Genomic DNA, 17324 nt, shown 5'->3' with positions numbered 1-17324 from the left:
TAATACAGGTATATTACTTAGATAGTTTCTTATCTGATATCATTATTTATTAATCTCTCTATTGAAAGGAATCAGCAAATAACATGAAGCTAGGTGCCCGCATCTTTAAAACGGGAATTGCTATTGTTCTCTCTCTCTATTCAGCCCAATTATTGCATTCCCCTTCTCCTGTTTTAGCAGCAATTGCCGCCATTTTCGCCATTCAGCCAACAATCTACCGTTCCTACTTAACGATAATCGAACAAATACAAGGAAATCTCATTGGGGCCATCGTTGCCGTTATTTTCGTTCTGCTCTTGGGCAATCATTTCATTATTATCGGCTTGGCGGCGATTATTGTCATCATGATTAACCTTAAACTAAAGCTTGAAAACACCATTGGTCTTTCAATGGTAACACTTATTTCAATTATGGAAAGCACTGAGGAAACCTTTATAACGTTTGCAGGTATCCGTTTTTCTACTATCATGATTGGTGTATTTTCAGCCTTCGTGGTCAATCTCATATTCATGCCGCCTAAATACGAAAATAAACTTTATAGCAAAATTACCAGTACAACTGAAGAAATTATCCGTTGGATTCGTTTAAGCTCCCGACATGCTTATGATCACCATCTGTTGAAATCCGATATTGAATCCATAAAAAAGAACGTAAAAATGATGGAAGACTTTTATACCATGTACAAGGAAGAAAGAAGCTACCTAAAAAAATCAACTCTCGATAAGTCACGAAAACTGGTCATATACAGGCAGATGATTATAACCGCAAGAAAAGGGTTAGATACCTTAAAAAAACTCCACAGATTTGAAAACGAGCTGTTGCAGCTTCCCGGAGACTTTAAAGCTGCCATACAAGAACAATTAGATTTGCTTATTTACCGACATGAGCAGCTGATGCTTATGTTTATAGGTAAAGTGCCATTACCTGCTGCCGAAGAAGTGTTGGATGTTTTTTCAAATAATCAAAAGCTTTTTGCATTATTTCTGAATCAGCCAAGGGAGATGGATGAGGATAGTCCTCACTTATTCCATACCATGCAAATTGTCGCTGCCATTATTGATTACAGTGAGCAAATTGAGCATCTTGATTTGTTAATCACCAGTTTTCACTCGTTTCATCATAATGAAATCTTAGTTGAGGACAAAGACTAAAAACGACAAACAAAAGCCGAAGCAATTTATTTTGCTTCGGCTTTTGTTTTTTCCAATTGCTGGACTTGAAATAACTTATAATAGCCTCCTTGTTTCGCCATTAACTCATCATGGGTTCCCACTTCTGCGATTTGGCCATGATCAATTAAAACAATTCGGTCTGCATGGGTAATCGTGGATAAACGATGGGCCACGATAAAGGTAGTTCGGTCTTTCGCCAGTTCGTTTAATGACTCCTGAATTAAATGCTCGCTTTCCAAATCAAGAGCAGACGTAGCTTCATCCAGGATTAAAATCGGCGGGTTCTTTAAGAAAACCCTGGCAATCGCAATGCGCTGCTTCTGCCCACCTGAAAGTTTTACTCCCCTCTCTCCAACCTTTGTATCATAGCCCTCTGTCAGTTGTTGAATAAATTCATCCGCACTAGCTGCTTTGGCTGCACGATACACTTCTTCATCCGAAGCATCCGGCTTGCCTAACAGGATATTCTCCTTTACAGATTCACTGAACAAAATATTATCTTGAAAAACTACTCCAATTTTGTCCCTAAGGGATTGAATTTTAAATTGGCGGATATCTGTTCCATCTAACGTAATTCTCCCTTTTGATACATCATAAAAACGGGGAATCAGACTGACAAGTGATGATTTTCCTCCCCCGCTCATACCAACCAATGCGATGGTTTCGCCATTTTTTACATTCAGATCTATGCCCTTTAGAACGGCGCCATCTTCTTCTTTATAGGCAAAAGAAACATTCTCAAAGGAGATTTCCCCTTTTACGTCCCTGCACTCAATCGCATCCGGTGCATCTACTACATCATATTTTTCATCCAATAATTCAAAAACCCGGTCCATCGATGCAAAAGATTGGGTAATCGTGGTTGACGAATTGACTAATCTTCGCAGCGGATTATACAACTTATCAATATAAGCGTAAAAAGCGACCATCGTTCCTAATGTAAGCTGTCCATGGATAACTAAATAGGCGGAATAGCCAATAACGAGTAAAGGAGCAATGTCGGTAATGGTGTTAACCACCGAGAAGGACTTCGCATTCCAGCTTGTATGCTGAATGGCTTTTTCTAAAAAGTTTTTATTCTGCTTATCAAACAGCGTCTGCTCATGCTCTTCAATCGCAAAGCTTTTGATGATGGCCATTCCCTGTACCCTTTCATGCAAATAACTCTGTACACCAGCTAGAGCTTGCGACCTCGCTCTTGTCAGTCTTCGCAAGTTACCAAAAAAGTACTTTATGGAAAAAGCATATAGCGGAAAGAGTAAAATGGATACAATAGTTAATTTGACACTCATAGTAAACATGACAATGATGGCTATAACGATTGTAGCCATATCCAGCCAAATGTTCATTAATCCTGTTACTACAAAAGTCTTCGTTTGCTCAACATCATTTATCATTCTGGAGATAATTTCTCCTGCCCTGCTGTTTGCATAATATTTAAAGCTAAGTTTCTGGATATGTTTATATAAAACACCACGCAGGTCATATAATATTTTATTTGATGTCCACTGTGCAAAATATTGCCGATAGTATTCGATTGGCGGTCTAAGAATGACAAAAATAACGATCATGATTCCCATCATGAGGAATAATTTGTTTACTTTTTCGCCATTTGACAATCCATGATTCCCTAATACATCATCGACCACGTATTTAATCAGCATAGGCAAAATAAGTGGAATGGAAAACTTAACAATCCCGATGATAATCGTAGCAATTATTTGCCAACGGTACGGCTTTACAAACTCTAAATAACGGCGTATGCTGTTCAAACTCCCCTCACCTACCTCTCTAGATAAATAAACAGCCAAAACGCCTGTTGATTTAAAATCAACAGGCGTTTGAATTTGGCACACCAGCTAACGTCTGTACGTAAGATACCTTTCATACCAAATATCAATAAAATCTGGCGCGAATGGGCCATTCTTTTGTCTAATCCACTGAATTAGCTTATCGACATTGCGCTTTAAAATCTGATCAATCACATCAGGATAATTCATTTCTCGGCGATGGCGTTCATACTCATCCTCATCAAGTAAGTTAAACGTCATATCAGGATATACTTTTATATCAAGATCATAATCGATATACTTAATTGCCTCACCATCGAAAATGAATGGTGAACTTAGATTGCAGTAGTAATAAATACCATCTTCGCGAATCATGCCAATAACATTAAACCAATATTGTGAGTGAAAGTAACAAATGGCTGGTTCTCTTGTAATCCATGTCCTGCCATCTGATTCTGTTACAAGTGTCCGATCATTTGCACCTATTACTAAGTTCTGCGACCCCTTTAGTACAGTGGTTTCTTCCCAGACGCGATGGATGTGCCCATTGTGTTTATAACTATGTATTTGTACTGGTTCACCTTCGTTGGGTACGCCCATTTTCTCCCCTACCTTCATTTTTAACGCTGTTTCATCTAATCTCCATCCAATACGACAAATAACAGCAAAGATAAATTTCCTACTTTCTATTATTATAACGGTTGAAGACAGAATTTAAAACAAAAGAGCCATATTTCCATATGGCTCTTTGTAAAAATTTGCGTTTTTTTATAAAGAAGACGAAAAATTCATTTCTCGATACGTATTAATGACCTCTTCGGTTTGTTTTTCAAAGATGTGTTGAATCTGTTTTAACTCTTCCTTCATGATCTTAATATCGGTTTGGATACTTTCCAAGTCAGTCTCACTTTGTAAAGCTTGCAGTTCTGCTTCAATCTTCTGGCAGCGTTCCAGCTCAGCTTGTAAGTAAAGTAATTTTTCCATCGTTACCATTTGCTCGGAAACAAGTTTGTTAAATTGGTCCACTTCCCTCACCGCCTTAAAGTTTGTTCTTAATATTTATTCTTTAGAAACAAGCAGAATCCTTTAACCAATTATGTAAACTCTCGGGAAGTTTTGTCGAAAGGGAAAGAAGCGAAGAAAAAAAAGAAGGTACCCCAAAAGACAGGAGTACCTTCTTTTTACCAGTATGTTTAATTAGCTTTGGCCAAATTGTCCGCCAGAGTTTTGGCTCTTGCGAGATTCAGCTTGTTGGTTTTGTTGTCTTACTTCTTGTGCGTTAGTTTCGCTTGCAAATTCAGTGCCAAATGCACCAGCAGATGTTCCAGCGGCACCTGCACCAGCTGCTCCAGCGCCTGCTGAACCAGAACGAGCAGAACGAGCGTTTTGCTGTCTTACTTCTTGTGCATTTGTTTCACTTGCAAACTCAGTGCCAAAAGAACCTGCAGAACCTGCACCAGCAGATTGTGCGTTTTGTTGTCTTACTTGTTGGATGTTAGTTCCTGCACTTGTTTTGTTTGGCTGTTGATTGAAATTTGCCATTTGTTATCACCTCCACGAGATTAATTTACCCGTCCCCGTGGAGATTATCCCAAAAATTTTTTACGAAATTTCTTAAACGAGCAGCGATATGCCTCCATCAACAATAATGGTTTGGCCACGAATCATGCTTGAAGCATCTGAAAGCAGGAACATAACACAATTGACCATATCTTCAATTTCAACCATTCTTCCAGCAGGTGTTTTTTCTGCGGCCTCCTGAAGCAGTTCCTCACGATTCGGGAAATGTTTTAGTGCCTCAGTGTCCACAGCACCGCCAGATACTGCATTAACCACGATATTCTTCGGTGCCAATTCAACCGCCAAATACCTGGTCAGTGCTTCGAGTGCAGCTTTGGACACCCCGACAGCAGTATAGTTCTCCAGATAGCGGATTGAGCCAAGTGAACTGATGCTAACAATTTTTCCTCCGCCATTGCGCTCCATCAATTTAGCCGCCTCTTGGGCACAAAATAAAAGCGCCTTACTGTTAATATTCAGGGTCCAATCCCAATGCGATTCTTCCAATTCCATTGCCGGACGTTGGACACCGGATGCGGCATTGTTAACAAATACATCCAAACGGCCAAACTCTTGGTCAATTTGGGCAAACATGTCTTTTATTTTGGCAACATCCCCGACATTTGCCTTTAACACTAATGCTTTTCTCCCTAAGGCCTCCACTTGTTCTGCTGTTTCCATAGCCCCTTTTTTGCTTCGAGCGTAATTAATTACAATATCATAACCGGCTTGAGCAAGTTTTAACGCAGTTGCCTTCCCAATTCCTCGGCTGCTCCCTGTTACTAATGCTACTTTTTGTGTCATTTAAAATCCCATCCTTCAACTCTGATGTTTTCATTTTAGCTTTAACATGAATAGAAGACAATGTATAGTAGAAAAACTAAACCATATTACCTCTAGAAAGGACGTAATAACTATGTATGTTGGCAGAGATATTACTGAACTCTCGATGATGGCTAAAACAGAATGGCAAGACAGTGAACTTGCCTTTTTTCATCACGCCATGCAACAGATGACCCCCTATTTAAACAGTGAAGGGCAATCCATTCATCGGCAGATTATTGAAGAAATTGAGGCACGGGGCGGAATGAAACGCAATGAAGCGGATTATACACACGGCACAAAACCAGTTTATGATTAATTTAAATAACGCCGCTTTCTTAGCGGCGTTTATTCATATTCCTGGAATAATTTAAACATCTTTTGATGTGGTACCGGAAAAGCATAATCCTGCAGCTGATCCTCTGTTACAAGCTTCCACTCCTGATTTTCTTCTACACTAGAATTCAATTTTCCGATATAGACTTCGATATTCCATACCAAGTGTGAAAATACATGCTCGATTTGTCCAATAATTTTCTCTAATTGGACATCAAGACTTAACGTATCCTTTAATTGCTGCCTGACAGCTTCACGCTCATGCTGAAATGAAGAAAGCATTTCGACATTTGGAAATTCCCATAAATTGGCTAGTAACCCTTGGTCCGGGCGTCTGTGAATTAAAAATTTGCCTGTTTCGTCCATTAAAATGACAGACGCAAGCTGTACATGGCGGGTTTTAGTCTTCTTTGTCTTTACTGGCAATTCATCTTGGATTCCTTCTTCAAATGCCTGGCAATGATCTCGAACAGGACACAATAAGCAGGCAGGTGAGGTAGGAGTGCAAACTAAGGCACCCAATTCCATTAGGGCTTGATTAAAGGAAGAAGGGTCTTGATGGGAAATGAGCTCCCTTACCGCCTTTTCAAAAACTTTGCGGGAAGCAGGTCTGGCAATATCTTCTTCTATAATTAATATTCTTGATAGCACCCTCATGACATTGCCGTCTACTGCAGGCTCCGGCAATCCATAAGCGATACTTAATATCGCCCCGGCGGTATATGGCCCCACTCCTTTTAATTCAGAAATCTTTTTAGGGGAATCGGGCACTTCTCCATTATACCTTTCCTTTACCTCTCTTACTGCTGATTGCAAATTTCGGACTCTTGAATAGTATCCAAGTCCTTCCCAAGCCTTAAGCACTTTATCCTCGTCGGCTTCTGCTAAGTCCTCAATTGTCGGAAACCAATCAATAAATCGGTTAAAATATGGAATAACGGTATCGACTCTGGTCTGCTGCAGCATGATTTCTGATACCCAAACTTTATAAGGATCTTTATCCTTTCTCCACGGCAAATTACGCTGTTCCCTCTTAAACCAGGTGATTAAGTCATGTTGAAATGCTTTTATATTGATTTTTTTGGTAAAATTTTGTTCAATTAACATAACGTTTAGTTCCTCCTGCTGTTAAACATACAAAAAAAGGGGAATATAATAAACGATAACGGATAATATGCTTTTTGACAAGAAGTTTGAAAGGAGATACTTTCTTTTGGATACTGGCACACATGTTGTAATGGGAATTGCACTTGGAGGTCTTGCAACCTTGGATCCGGCGGTTACTTCCAACCATGCCACGACAATCAGTGTGTTAATCGCTACGATTGCTGGCTCGCAAATACCAGATATTGATACGGTTTTAAAACTGCGTAACAATGCTATCTATATTCGGAATCATCGTGGCATTACGCATTCTGTACCCGCTGTTGTATTATGGCCTTTGGTGATATTGGCTGTCCTTTATCCTTTTTTTCCGAATGCCAACCTTTTGCATTTATGGGCATGGACATTTGCTGCTGTTTTCATTCATGTTTTCGTAGATATCTTTAATGCCTATGGCACCCAGGCACTTAGACCATTTTCAGCCAAATGGGTTGCTCTTGGAGTGATTAATACCTTTGACCCTTTCATTTTTGGGATTCATGTCCTTGCCATTTTTATCTGGGCCGTGGGGGCACACGCAGGCTATACATTCCTAGCCATGTTCCTGGTGATCATTGCTTATTACTTCAAACGGTATCAAGCTAAAAAAAGAGTTTTGCTTGAGGTAAGGTCGATGATTCCTGATGTTAAAGAAATCATTGTTGCACCAACCATGAGATTCCATCAATGGCGGATTGCTGCCATGAGTGAAGGATTTTTTTACGTGGGCCGAGCCTCCAAAGAGAAGGTTGAAATCCTTGATCAATTTAAGCGGGTTCCTGTTCCACAAACACCAGTCATTGAAGCTGCAAAAAAGGATGAAAATATTGCAGCCTTCCTTTCTTTTTCACCTGTTTACCGCTGGGAAGTGGATGAGTATGATCATTACTATGAAGTCAGATTTATCGATTTACGCTATCGTAGTAATGGCCATTATCCGTTTGTTGCAGTTGTCCAGTTAGATACCAATCTGAAGCCAATTACTTCTTATACCGGTTGGGTTTACAGTGAAAAGAAGCTGCGAAAGAAATTAGGAATATTGCCAAGTTAAAAACTCGCCATTTGGCGAGTTTTTCATTTAATGAAGCATCTTTTTATTTTGATTTAAATATTTTTCGTATTTTGGATTGGATGTAGTAAATTCATGAAGCTTCGGGCCATAGTTTTCAATCCATTGCTTTACAATCCTTTCAGTCGCTTCACTGCCCTTATACTCACGACCTGCCTTCGCCTGAGTTGTTTCAAAGTCATCCCATAACAATTCTACCCAAGTTCGTGCTTCATTGTAGGAAAGCTGCTCATTTTTATCAAGCAACAGCTTAGTTAATTTCTCCTGATAATCATTCATGTATCTCACCTCTTGCCAATTTCTTTTAATTATAAAGATAAAAAGTTTCGTGGATAATAATAGTACGGGTATGGACGGTGTAAATGCACCGCTTTACACGTTTTCTCATTCCCTTTTATGGAGGTATAGCATGAGAAATAAACAGCGCAATTTCCCTAACCAAAATAAACAGAATTTTGATGGTGAGCCAAGGGCAAAAGCAGAATATGCCTCAAGACGAGCAGATGGGACGATTAATACCCATCCGCAAGAGCGGATGAGAGCTTCAAACGCTCGTGATGACGAATCGCCGCAGGTTTGGAAATAACAAAAGCTCCAATCTGTGTAGGCATGCATTTCTCACTCACAAGCCAGAGAGTTTTCTCTCTGGTTTGTTCTTTAGTTAAGCTCATTTAACATAGAAATCGGCAGTGCCTCTTCACTTCCGTCGCCACCTAAGCGAAAGCCCCAGGCGAATACACCCTTGAAATATTCAATTTTAAAATATTCACCAGGTGCCCCTTCAATTTCATATATTTCTCCCTTTTTAAAATTTTGTGGATCCAACAAATAGGCACGAGCCATTTGCACTTTCCTCTCAAGCACAGCAAACTCATTGACCATCCCCATTTGTTCAGCTTTTCTTGCCTGTTCCTTTAGTTTGGCAATTTCCTGGGTTAATTCTTGTTCTGTCAAATCACTATATCTTTTCTCCTGCTGCATATAATTCACATCCAGTTCTGTTTGTTTAATACTCTTCCCTATTTAAAGAGGCTATGTACTTTTCAATGAGTTCCATAGAAAAACCCTTTCGATACAAAGCCTGCTTCATTTTCTGCTCATATTCAAACCCGCTATACTGAAAAAATTTTCTATGGGCTTTTGCTCCCTGGTATTGGATCGCAGAAAATTCTTCTTCTGCCCCGTTACCTTGTAGTTCCTCAACAGCAAGATGAATGATTCCAAACGGATATCCCTTTCTAAGCAGTATTTGCTCTAGCTTTTGTTTTTGAATCTTTTGGGATTCCATTGAAGATTTGCTGAAGAATTTTTGACTCAGCTTTACTGCCTTCTCTAGTTGCAGTTCTGAAGAGTATGCTGCTAATGCTCGCGAAATTAGATCTTCAGCAACACCCTTTTCTTTCAATTCTTGTTTAATCAAATCCGGTCCCTTGTCAGTTGTATTGACTTGGGTTCTCACAAACGCCAAAGCAAAATCTTCATCATTGATATATTTTTGGTTAGCTAATTTATGAAGGACCTCTTTTATAATAGGCTCTTCGACATCTTTTTTGATTAGATAATCGCTTACCTCTTTTTCTGATCTCATTCTTCGCGCTAAATATTGAATTGAAAGATTATATGCTTTACGGATATCATCCTGAAATTGAATTTCATAGATGGAAAGTTCATCAATTTCCATACCCTTTTTTAATTCAAACTTAATAAGGACGTCACTGTCAACACTAAAAGCGTACTCTTCCCCTTTTCCGTGATCCAAATATAAATTAAACCTATCTTGGTTTTTTTTCTGGGTGGTGATTCTTGTAATGATAGCCATTCTTTCACCTCTCTCCCCCTACTTTATCATATTCTACAATACCTTTTTAATTTTTTATTCTTAAGAAATCGATTCTTTTTGTATGTTTCTTCGGCAATTAGGAAAAAATGTAAAAAGGTGCACTTTGTACCTTTACAATGAAAATGGCGAAAGGAATGATCATAATGGGAGATCGCAAAAAGGATAAAAATCGGGGAAAATATTCACTTACAAGTACGCAAGAAGTATTGTATCAGCGTGAATTTAAAATGGCTGACCGTGCCGGCGGTTTCACTGATCGTAAAACTAAGCTATAAAATTATTCCATAAATAACCCCTGTTCATTTGTTCATCCTAATAAATGGAGCCAATCTGGCTTTCAAACCGACAAATGAAAGGGGTTTTTGTTATGGGCCGTTCACATGGACATAAAACTCGTGATAAAAATAAGGCATCTTTGCCACAGGTTCCCAAAAATATGAAATCAGATGGCTATGATGTTGAATTTTCAAGAGAGTTAGCCGATCAAGAGGATATGGAAGCTCAAGCTCGTGCAAATGCAGCCAATCAACGTGCTGCCAGAAGAAATAAGTAAAAAAGGAAGCAGGATTTTTTATCCTGCTTCTTACAAAAGAAATATATAAAAGGGGGGATATATTTCAGCGAGTTCCAAAGAGAAGTTAATCCAACTAAGATTTAGAACTCGTTAAAATCTAAATGAATTGTGAAATATTTCACTTTCTTATCTATACTTTTACTATACTCTCCTAATTATGATGAAACAACGCATTTCACAGTTATTTAACATATTTATATTAGAAATGTGAATAGGATGTGAACTCTTGCAGTCGAGACCATAAAACTGCAAATAAAAAGAAAGAAGCCCATGCTCCTTTCTGATGTTTAAATGACAACTGTCTGCTCCTGCAGAACTGCCTCCCCCTCTACGTCGCCTAAAATCGCATAGTAGTGCAACATTGGTTCTAGACATGACAAGCGTTGTAAGTCAGATTTTGTTGCTTTTACTACATAGTTTCCTGCTTGTTCACCGCCACTCCAAACCACGCTCAATTTGGATAGGGGTTGGCTTACTCCATGAATAAACCAGTATTCGCTTACCTCATCCTGTTCCTCCACTTTATGGGAAGCAAGTTTTCGATTAGCCGTAGAATCAGTTGCTTGGAACTGATTCACATAAACCAAGTCCTCAATAACCGCGCTTGCAGTTGGGAACATTCCTGCACCCGGACCCTGCAAAGTTATTCTTCCTACAATATCAGAGTGTACATTCACAGCGTTTTCTACGCCCTCAACATGGTAGAATGGATGCTCATGACCAACAAGGGCCGGTTTTACAGATGCAAGAATTTTTTCTCCCTTTTTCGTTAAGCTTGCCACATGTTTAAACCTTAGTCCAAGCTGATCAGCAGCCCATAATAAGTCACTGGTAATATTGGTGATCCCTTCGCGCTCCACATCCTGCCAATTGGGTTCCGTACCGAAAGCTATACGGCTGAGGATCATGGCTTTATAAAAAGCGTCAAACCCTTCAACATCATTTACAGGGTTGGCTTCTGCATAGCCCTTCTCTTGGGCAAGATATAGGCTTTGGTCAAATGACAGCTTTTTTTCACGCATCTCCGTTAGAATAAAATTAGAAGTTCCATTGAGGATCCCATGAATTTGCGAAACTCTGTTAATTTTTAAAAGCTGCCTTAACGTTTGGATGACTGGAATTCCTCCCGCTACTGTTGCTTCAAACCCTACTTGAACATGATAGTCCTCCGCGAGTTCAATCAGTTCTTTACCATAGTGGGCAAACATCTCTTTATTAGCGGTAATGATGTGGCAGCCTCTTTGAATGGCACGTTTTAAATATGTATAGGATGGTTCTTGGCCGACAATTGCCTCGATGACCACATCAAGATTTGGCAGGCAGATGATGTCCTCAAAGTCAGTGGTGACAAGTACTTTGTCATTGATTTCCCTTGTCTTTGCCTTGTTTCTCACTAAAACAGCGGCAACTTCCACTTTTTTGCCTAAAACTTCCGCCAATTCATCTTCATGTGATTGAATTGTCCGATACACACCTTCGCCAACTGTGCCAAAACCAAGAATGGCAACTTTGATTCCAGTCATTTAATGACCACCCTTCATGATATTCCTTTACAAGTAGAAAAAGAAAAACCCTCTTGATAAGAAGAGGGCAGGTTCCTCCTCTTATCTGTCAGATTACCAATAATCTGCAGGAATTAGCACCTTTTCAAGATATACCTTGAAGGTTGCCGGGCTTCATCGGGCCATGTCCCTCCGCCTCTCTAGATAAGAGATCTATTTATTTATCATTCAGTTAATTTTTCGAACATATAGAAATTATATTAACTGAATATTCCTTACTAGTCAATCTTTCTTTTCCTACAATGGCAACAAATCGATTGTCTCCTTTGCAGCTATCTTTTCAATCATTTCCAACCATTCCTTCGGTTTATTGGGTAAAACAGAATAATAAGTAGTTAGGAATGCTTTGACCAATGATGCAGGCAACACATCCGTTTCTTCTGTTACAGGCATAAAACACAAATCTAGTCCAGTTACAGCTTCACCGTTGTTTTCCCATGATGGATGAACATATTTCAAATCGAGTCGTTTATAACCCAGGTGAGACAGAACTTCACGACGAACATATGGGTCCATTACTTTCACTCCACCAAACTCATGATTAGAAGCACGATATGGGTCATATATTTCCGCAAACATCCCGAATAGCTCTTTCCTATTTTCTTGTGCCAACTGCTGCAAATCCTGCATCCGACTTTGGGCCAGGAACCGTCCAAGACCTAATCCTGGCACACTAATAATGGTAAAATCAGTCATGGCAATATTCCAGTCAGGGTAATATCGGTATTCCGTCGCTCCTACAACCTGATCTTGGTGGATTGCGACAAACACCCTAATGCCAGGGTCTTCTAATGGTTCTTTCCATAATTCGTAATCTAGTACTTCCTCCGGCGGAAAAATTTTGCCCATTAAATCATGGAGCTTTTTAAAATTTGGATCGTCTATACTGGTTATCCTCTTATATTCCATAGCCTGCGGCCTCCCAAGTTTTATTTAAATGGATTTTTCCATTGCATGAGTACGGCATTATTGCACGATTCTTCATCATCTAGATAGTTGTTCGCAATCCCTAATGGGACGCGGCCGCATCGCAAAAGAAAAGTAATCACCGGATCCTTCAATTGTCCTTTCACAACAGCATCGAGGTACTCTTCCGGTGTCAATTGCTTATTATGTATATGGTAACCGGGCATCCGGCCGCCTCCAAGCAAGCGGTCATACCCCTTTTCAATGACAATATGGTACATTGCTTGCATTATTAGCTTGCCAAGTCCTAGTTTCCGGTACTTTGGTCTGACACTAATATCAACAATATACAAGGTATTTCCGTTGGTATTATGGTTTCTTATATAACCGTTATCCGTAATTTCTGCCCAAGTGTGTTCCATATGGTTTGGATTAAAATCAACACAGAGACCTGTTAAGGACCCAGCTAATTCCCCACCGATTTCAATACATAGGGCTCCTTCGGGAAAAAGCTCCACATGATTAGTCAATTGCTCTTGATTCCACCACAATTCGGATGGAAACGGGGGAGGAAAGCATTCTGATTGAATTTCAATTAGCTGCCCAAAGTCCTCCTTTGTGTAGTTGCGAATGATGGCGGCCTTTGGCTGGTCGTGTTCAAACACGTAAAACTCGCTTCGATACATGGCCTATGCTCCTCCGGTCCGTTATTTTTCCCAATCGACATATAAATCGGTTCTGCGGTCCCGCCAAGTGGTAACCGAACCCCGCTCACGTACTTCGTATAACAGTTCTAAATCCAAGTCAGCTGTTACAACCATATCATTGTTGATTTCCCCTTCGACTAAAATACCGCGTGGCGGGAATGGGATATCGTTTGGTGTAATAATGGCAGCCTGGCCGAAATTAGCCCGCATAAAATCAACTGTCGGCAACGACCCGACCGTTCCGGTTAAAACTACATATACTTGGTTCTCAATTGCCCGGGCATGGCTTGTATAGCGGACCCGGTGGAATCCGTGGCGGTCATCGGTACAGGATGGACAAAAAATCACATCGGCCCCTTTTGCTTTCGCCATTCGGACGATTTCCGGAAATTCGATGTCATAGCAAGTCAACAGGGCGATTTTTCCTTTGTCGGTTTCAAAAATCTGAAAAGAATCCCCAGGGGCCATGTCCCATTCATGCACCTCAGTCGGGGTGATATGGAGCTTGGCCTGTTCACCCACTCTTCCATCGGGGTAAAATAAATGGGCGGTATTATACAGCTTGCCATTCTTCCTGAGCACATGGGTACCGGCGATGATATGCATATTTGTTTGTTTGGCAAAGTTAGAGAATAACGCAAGATATTGTTCAGTGAAGTTTGGCAGGTCATCAATTTTCAGGCTGTGACCCTGACCGTCTCCAATAGATAGAAGCTGAGTGGTAAAGAATTCAGGGAATAGCGCAAATTCAGCCCCAAATTCTTCTGCGGTTTTTATATAATGCTCGCATTGGGCAGCGAATTCCTCAAAGGATTGAATCGTATGCAAGTGGTATTGCACAGCTGATACTCTAAGTTTCATCATATTCCTCCAGTCAATTTTTTGAAAAAGTGGTTATGAAAAGATTATCTAATATTTTTATAATGAATACAATCTTTGAGGTGTTTATCAAAGACTAGATTTTGGTGTATTTTTCTAATAGTTTCCTATTTTTGTAGAATAGTTCATGATTTTGTAGAATCCACCTTTCATTTTGAAGGATAACCTGATATTTTGTAGAAACACTCCCCAAATTTGTAGAATACCAAAGAAATCAAAAAAAACAGCCCGCCAATCCGGCGGACTTTTCCCTTATTGCTGCAGCTTTTCCTCAGCAAGCTTAATTTGTTGTTTGACCTGTTCAGGAGAAGTGCCTCCCAGGCTATTTCGAACGGCGACCACATGCTCTGGAGCCAGTACCTCGTAAATATCCTCTCCAAATAACGGACTGAACTGCTGATATTCATCAAAACTTAAGTCAAGCAAGAATTTGCCAGACTGTATTGCATATAAAACAATTTTACCAATCACCTCATGGGCCTCACGGAACGGCAGCCCTTTAGTTACCAAATAATCCGCAATATCGGTTGCATTGGAGTAGTCATTGTTGATTGCTTTTCTCATAACGTCTTTTTTAACAGTCATTGTTTCAATCATCGGTGCCAAAAGTTTTAATGATCCCTCGAGGGTTTCTACGGTATCAAACATGCCTTCTTTATCCTCTTGCAAATCCTTGTTATAAGCAAGCGGCAGACCCTTTAAAACAGTCAACAGACCGATTAAATTGCCATAGGCACGTCCGGTTTTGCCCCTCAACAGCTCTGGTACATCGGGATTTTTCTTTTGCGGCATAATGCTTGAACCTGTACAAAAAGAATCATCGAGTTCGACAAATTGAAACTCCTGGCTGGACCACAGTACCAGTTCTTCCGATAATCGGGAGATATGGGTCATGATAATCGAGCCAATTGACAAAAACTCCAAAATAAAATCCCGGTCACTGACGGCATCCATACTGTTCGGATAAATCGTTTCAAACCCCAAAATCTCGGCAACCCGTTCCCGATTAATGGGAAAGGTGGTACCTGCCAATGCACCGGCTCCCAATGGCAGCCAGTTTACCCGCTTTAACGAATCAATTAATCTCTCTTTATCCCGCTCAAACATCCAAAAGTAGGCCATCAAGTGATGGGCAAACGAAACCGGCTGGGCACGTTGCAGATGCGTATAGCCGGGAATTAACGTCTCGATATTCGCTTTTGCTTGTTCGACAATGGCCTTCTGGACATTTTCCACCAAGGTGATGAGTTCTGTGGTTTTGGTGCGCAAATATAAATGCATATCGGTTGCCACTTGGTCATTTCGGCTTCTTCCTGTATGAAGTTTCCCCCCAACTGGGCCGATTTGTTCCAGCAGAAGTTTTTCGATATTCATGTGAATATCTTCATCTTCTATTAAAAATTCCACTTCGCCGTGGTCAACCATCTCTTTAATGTGATGCAGGCCCTTTTTAATTTCTTCGGCATCCTCTACTGGAATGATGCCGCACTCCCCTAACATTTGGACATGGGCAAGGCTGCCTGCGATATCCTCTTTGGCTAATTTTTGATCAAACGGAATCGAGGCTGTGAACTCTTCTACCAGCTTGTTCGTTTCTTTCGTAAATCGTCCGCCCCATAGCTTAGACATATGCTGCTCCTCCTCATGGCTCTTAACAAGATAGCCCCCGAAACACTTCGAGGGCACCTCCTGAATTATTTTAAAACCGATTCTTTCTGGTTTACTTCCGAAAAGACCTTAGTTGGCAGTCCCCAAAGCTTAATGAAGCCTACCGCTGCATTGTGATCAAACGCATCGCCTTTTGTATAGGTAGCCAGTTCTTCGTTATACAGACTGTGCTCCGATTTACGCCCGACAACGGTATGATTTCCCTTGAAGAGCTTAACCCGAATTGTGCCGGAAACGACTTTCTGGGTTTCCTCAATAAACGCATCCAAAGCAGCTTTTAATGGAGAATACCAAAGTCCTTCATAAATGATTTTCGCCATTTGCTGTTCTACCTGCGTTTTGAATTGGGTGACCTCACGTGGCAATGTCAAAAATTCCAATTCCTTATGGGCATTAATTAAAATTAATGCAGCTGGATTTTCATACACTTCGCGTGATTTGATACCTACTAATCTATTCTCAATATGGTCGATACGGCCAACACCGTGCTTGCCGCCTAGTTCATTTAATTTTTCAATTAATGGAACAAGCTCAAGCTTTTCTCCATTAAGCGCAACAGGAACGCCTTGTACAAATTCTATTTCAAGATACTCCGGTGCATCTGGAGTCAATTCAATCGGGTTGGTCCAGTCGTAAGCTGCTTCAGGTGCCTCTGCCCAAGGATTTTCTAGGACACCTGCTTCGCAGGCACGGCCCCAGATATTGGCATCAATGGAAAACGGGTTATCCAAATCAACTGGAATCGGAATGCCGTTTTTCTTGGCATATTCAATTTCTTCATCGCGGGTCATGCCCCATTCACGGACAGGCGCAACCACTTTCAAGCTTGGATTTAACGCTTGGATGGAAACCTCGAACCGCACCTGATCATTTCCTTTTCCTGTGCAGCCATGGGCCACTGCTGTTGCGCCCTCTTTTTCAGCCACATCCACCAATAGTTTAGAAATTAACGGTCTAGAAAGAGCAGACGATAAAGGGTATTTCCCTTCATATAAACAATTAGCCTTTAAAGCTGGTAGAATATAATCCTTTGCCAGCATCTCTTTGGCATCTATAATATGGGCTTTAATTGCCCCAACATTTAACGCCTTCGTTTTGATCGCTTCTAGGTCCTTTCCTTCCCCTACATCAAGTCCTAAAGCAATGACATCATAACCATATTTCTCTTGAATCCATTTAACCGATACGGATGTATCCAAGCCGCCTGAGTAAGCTAAAACAATTTTTTCCTTCGCCATTTCTATTCTCCTTGCGTATGTTTGTATTATTATTCAACCGATAGAATTATTATACAAC

At 40.5% G+C, this 17324-nt stretch carries 21 protein-coding genes and 1 riboswitch; of the genes, 6 read left to right on the top strand and 15 right to left on the bottom strand.

The window, feature by feature from the left end; genetic code table 11:
- The first annotated feature begins 83 nt into the window (after nucleotides 1–83).
- On the top strand, nucleotides 84–1151 hold the full coding sequence (locus BN2425_RS03290; protein ID WP_042454994.1) for an FUSC family protein: 1068 nt from the start codon (nucleotides 84–86) through the stop codon (nucleotides 1149–1151).
- A gap of 26 nt (nucleotides 1152–1177) precedes the next feature.
- On the opposite strand, the gene BN2425_RS03285 is transcribed toward BN2425_RS03290, so the two are convergent.
- The 5 genes from BN2425_RS03285 to fabL all read right to left on the bottom strand — a co-directional run bounded on the left by BN2425_RS03285 (nucleotide 1178) and on the right by fabL (nucleotide 5326).
- Entirely contained in the window at nucleotides 1178–2944 is a 1767-nt protein-coding gene (locus BN2425_RS03285; RefSeq protein WP_042454992.1) for an ABC transporter ATP-binding protein, read from the bottom strand.
- Between the two features lie 87 nt (nucleotides 2945–3031).
- Nucleotides 3032–3562, bottom strand: a complete 531-nt coding sequence (gene ntdP / locus BN2425_RS03280) for a nucleoside tri-diphosphate phosphatase (RefSeq protein ID WP_042454990.1) — start codon at nucleotides 3560–3562, stop codon at nucleotides 3032–3034.
- Nucleotides 3563–3730: 168 nt separating this feature from the next.
- Nucleotides 3731–3988, bottom strand: a complete 258-nt coding sequence (locus BN2425_RS03275; protein ID WP_042454987.1) for a YgaB family protein — start codon at nucleotides 3986–3988, stop codon at nucleotides 3731–3733.
- Nucleotides 3989–4159: 171 nt separating this feature from the next.
- Nucleotides 4160–4504, bottom strand: a complete 345-nt coding sequence (locus BN2425_RS03270; protein ID WP_042454984.1) for a gamma-type small acid-soluble spore protein — start codon at nucleotides 4502–4504, stop codon at nucleotides 4160–4162.
- A gap of 72 nt (nucleotides 4505–4576) precedes the next feature.
- Nucleotides 4577–5326, bottom strand: coding sequence for an enoyl-[acyl-carrier-protein] reductase FabL (fabL, locus tag BN2425_RS03265; protein WP_042454983.1), 750 nt, complete (start codon nucleotides 5324–5326; stop codon nucleotides 4577–4579).
- A 112-nt stretch (nucleotides 5327–5438) separates the two neighbouring features.
- Here fabL and BN2425_RS03260 point away from each other — a divergent pair, with 112 nt between their 5' ends.
- Nucleotides 5439–5663 (top strand): hypothetical protein, encoded by a 225-nt coding sequence (locus BN2425_RS03260; protein ID WP_042454982.1) that lies wholly within the window; start codon nucleotides 5439–5441, stop codon nucleotides 5661–5663.
- A gap of 29 nt (nucleotides 5664–5692) precedes the next feature.
- Here the strand turns inward: BN2425_RS03260 and mutY are convergent, their stop codons facing one another.
- On the bottom strand, nucleotides 5693–6787 hold the full coding sequence (mutY, locus tag BN2425_RS03255; protein ID WP_042454979.1) for an A/G-specific adenine glycosylase: 1095 nt from the start codon (nucleotides 6785–6787) through the stop codon (nucleotides 5693–5695).
- Nucleotides 6788–6893: 106 nt separating this feature from the next.
- On the opposite strand from mutY, the gene BN2425_RS03250 reads away from it, so the two are divergent.
- A complete protein-coding gene (locus BN2425_RS03250) occupies nucleotides 6894–7874 on the top strand; it encodes a metal-dependent hydrolase (protein ID WP_042454977.1) in 981 nt (326 codons plus the stop codon).
- 27 nt (nucleotides 7875–7901) lie between these two features.
- On the opposite strand, the gene BN2425_RS03245 is transcribed toward BN2425_RS03250, so the two are convergent.
- The gene (locus tag BN2425_RS03245) at nucleotides 7902–8171 is read right to left on the bottom strand and encodes a YfhJ family protein (protein ID WP_042454975.1); all 270 of its coding nucleotides are present in this window, start codon (nucleotides 8169–8171) and stop codon (nucleotides 7902–7904) included.
- A gap of 130 nt (nucleotides 8172–8301) precedes the next feature.
- On the opposite strand from BN2425_RS03245, the gene BN2425_RS03240 reads away from it, so the two are divergent.
- Entirely contained in the window at nucleotides 8302–8478 is a 177-nt protein-coding gene (locus BN2425_RS03240; RefSeq protein WP_042454974.1) for a small, acid-soluble spore protein K, read from the top strand.
- 71 nt (nucleotides 8479–8549) lie between these two features.
- Here BN2425_RS03240 and BN2425_RS03235 read toward each other — a convergent pair whose 3' ends face one another.
- Both BN2425_RS03235 and recX read right to left on the bottom strand, forming a co-directional pair.
- Nucleotides 8550–8873, bottom strand: coding sequence for a YfhH family protein (locus BN2425_RS03235; RefSeq protein WP_042454972.1), 324 nt, complete (start codon nucleotides 8871–8873; stop codon nucleotides 8550–8552).
- 25 nt (nucleotides 8874–8898) lie between these two features.
- Nucleotides 8899–9711 (bottom strand): recombination regulator RecX, encoded by an 813-nt coding sequence (gene recX / locus BN2425_RS03230; RefSeq protein ID WP_042454971.1) that lies wholly within the window; start codon nucleotides 9709–9711, stop codon nucleotides 8899–8901.
- A gap of 164 nt (nucleotides 9712–9875) precedes the next feature.
- On the opposite strand from recX, the gene BN2425_RS03225 reads away from it, so the two are divergent.
- Both BN2425_RS03225 and BN2425_RS03220 read left to right on the top strand, forming a co-directional pair.
- Entirely contained in the window at nucleotides 9876–10007 is a 132-nt protein-coding gene (locus BN2425_RS03225) for a YfhE family protein (RefSeq protein ID WP_074433001.1), read from the top strand.
- 92 nt (nucleotides 10008–10099) lie between these two features.
- Nucleotides 10100–10285, top strand: a complete 186-nt coding sequence (locus BN2425_RS03220; protein WP_042454970.1) for a YfhD family protein — start codon at nucleotides 10100–10102, stop codon at nucleotides 10283–10285.
- A gap of 308 nt (nucleotides 10286–10593) precedes the next feature.
- Here BN2425_RS03220 and BN2425_RS03215 read toward each other — a convergent pair whose 3' ends face one another.
- The 6 genes from BN2425_RS03215 to BN2425_RS03190 all read right to left on the bottom strand — a co-directional run bounded on the left by BN2425_RS03215 (nucleotide 10594) and on the right by BN2425_RS03190 (nucleotide 17266).
- Nucleotides 10594–11829: a homoserine dehydrogenase gene (locus BN2425_RS03215; RefSeq protein WP_042454967.1), complete on the bottom strand. Its 1236-nt coding sequence runs from the start codon at nucleotides 11827–11829 to the stop codon at nucleotides 10594–10596.
- Nucleotides 11830–11907: 78 nt separating this feature from the next.
- Nucleotides 11908–12019, bottom strand: a riboswitch (SAM riboswitch).
- 86 nt (nucleotides 12020–12105) lie between these two features.
- Nucleotides 12106–12777: a hypothetical protein gene (locus BN2425_RS03210; protein ID WP_042454964.1), complete on the bottom strand. Its 672-nt coding sequence runs from the start codon at nucleotides 12775–12777 to the stop codon at nucleotides 12106–12108.
- A 20-nt stretch (nucleotides 12778–12797) separates the two neighbouring features.
- Nucleotides 12798–13460: a GNAT family N-acetyltransferase gene (locus BN2425_RS03205; protein ID WP_042454963.1), complete on the bottom strand. Its 663-nt coding sequence runs from the start codon at nucleotides 13458–13460 to the stop codon at nucleotides 12798–12800.
- 21 nt (nucleotides 13461–13481) lie between these two features.
- Nucleotides 13482–14342 (bottom strand): carbon-nitrogen hydrolase family protein, encoded by an 861-nt coding sequence (locus tag BN2425_RS03200; RefSeq protein WP_042454962.1) that lies wholly within the window; start codon nucleotides 14340–14342, stop codon nucleotides 13482–13484.
- 270 nt (nucleotides 14343–14612) lie between these two features.
- Nucleotides 14613–15989 carry an argininosuccinate lyase gene (argH, locus tag BN2425_RS03195; protein WP_042454961.1) on the bottom strand — a complete coding sequence of 459 codons (1377 nt, stop codon included), beginning with the start codon at nucleotides 15987–15989 and terminating at the stop codon, nucleotides 14613–14615.
- 65 nt (nucleotides 15990–16054) lie between these two features.
- Nucleotides 16055–17266 carry an argininosuccinate synthase gene (locus BN2425_RS03190; RefSeq protein WP_042454959.1) on the bottom strand — a complete coding sequence of 404 codons (1212 nt, stop codon included), beginning with the start codon at nucleotides 17264–17266 and terminating at the stop codon, nucleotides 16055–16057.
- Nucleotides 17267–17324 lie beyond the last annotated feature (58 nt).

Origin of the sequence: Neobacillus dielmonensis (genome assembly GCF_000612665.1) — a bacterium.
GTDB classification, from domain to species: domain Bacteria; phylum Bacillota; class Bacilli; order Bacillales; family Cytobacillaceae; genus Neobacillus; species Neobacillus dielmonensis.
The sequence above is the reverse complement of the archived record's forward strand: the minus strand, read 5'-3'. Positions and strand labels throughout refer to the sequence as shown.